This window comes from Streptomyces sp. NPDC052036 (assembly GCF_040680495.1).
Lineage (GTDB): Bacteria > Actinomycetota > Actinomycetes > Streptomycetales > Streptomycetaceae > Streptomyces.
Genome location: NZ_JBFAWW010000140.1, coordinates 1 through 1,016 on the forward strand (window position 1 = coordinate 1; position 1,016 = coordinate 1,016).

The 1,016-nt window shown below is 69.8% G+C and carries 1 protein-coding gene; it reads left to right on the top strand.

The window, feature by feature from the left end:
• The coding region (locus AB0L95_RS42265; protein WP_365172013.1) for a transposase at positions 1-987 on the top strand (987 nt) is incomplete at its 5' end.
• Between the last annotated feature and the right edge of the window lie 29 nt (positions 988-1,016).

Here is a 1,016-nt window from a genome sequence, read left to right on the forward strand (position 1 = left end):
GTGACCACGGTGTGGACCGACGGCCGTGTGTACTACCCGCTGCACGCGACGCCTTACACCCCCGCCCATCACTTCACCCGCGGCCGAACTGATCCGGCCTTCCGCACGAAACCGCAGCTGGCAGCCGCCCTCGCGGCCCGCGGGAAGGAGGCGGGCTTCGGCTGCCGGGCGGTGGTCGCCGACTGTGCCTACTCCGTGAGTGACGACTGGTACCTCGCACTGCGCGAGGCAGGCCTGGCCTATGTGGTGGCGCTCAAGCCGCACCGCGGCACCTGGGCCCGGGCCGACCAGCCGCACACCCCCATCGAAGCCGCTCACGCCCTGACCTGGAAGGATGCCAAGCGTCCCGGCGACTGGACACCCGTGGAGCGTCACTTCCGCGACGGGCACACCGAGACCTGGTGGGCCGCTGATGCCCGCCTGGGTGACTACGGCCCGAACTCCCCGTGCCGGCTGATCGTGGCCACCACCGATCCCGCCGGCCTGCCGGAGAAGGCCACCTGGTACCTGGCCACCAACCTGCCCCACCCCGACGCACCCCACGCCGCCACCAGCCCGCACCCGCCGGCCGACCTCGCCGAGATCGTCCGCCTCTACGGCCTGCGGCCATGGATCGAGCAGAGCTACAAACAGATCAAGGACGAACTCGGCTGGGCCGACTTCCAAGTCCGCTCCGACCGAGCCATCCGCCGCCACCAGACCCTGGTCAACTGCGCCTTCTCCTTCTGCTGGGACCAGTGGTTCGCCCCGCCCGGACCTCTGGATGACACCGCGCCGGACCCCTGCCCCGATGAGGGCCCAGAGAGGGGGTCCAGCCACATCCCACCAGCCCCAACCGCCTTGCTGGCCCAGGGCCTTACGGGCTATCCGCTCCTGGCTCACCCCCGCCATCACCCTCACCCGATGGTGGCGAGCCTGGACAGACACGGCCCCACCCTACGAACTCCAGGCCCTCATCGACGCGGTCACTACCGGACACGGCATTGACCTCTACCTCCGGATTTAACGAACTACCG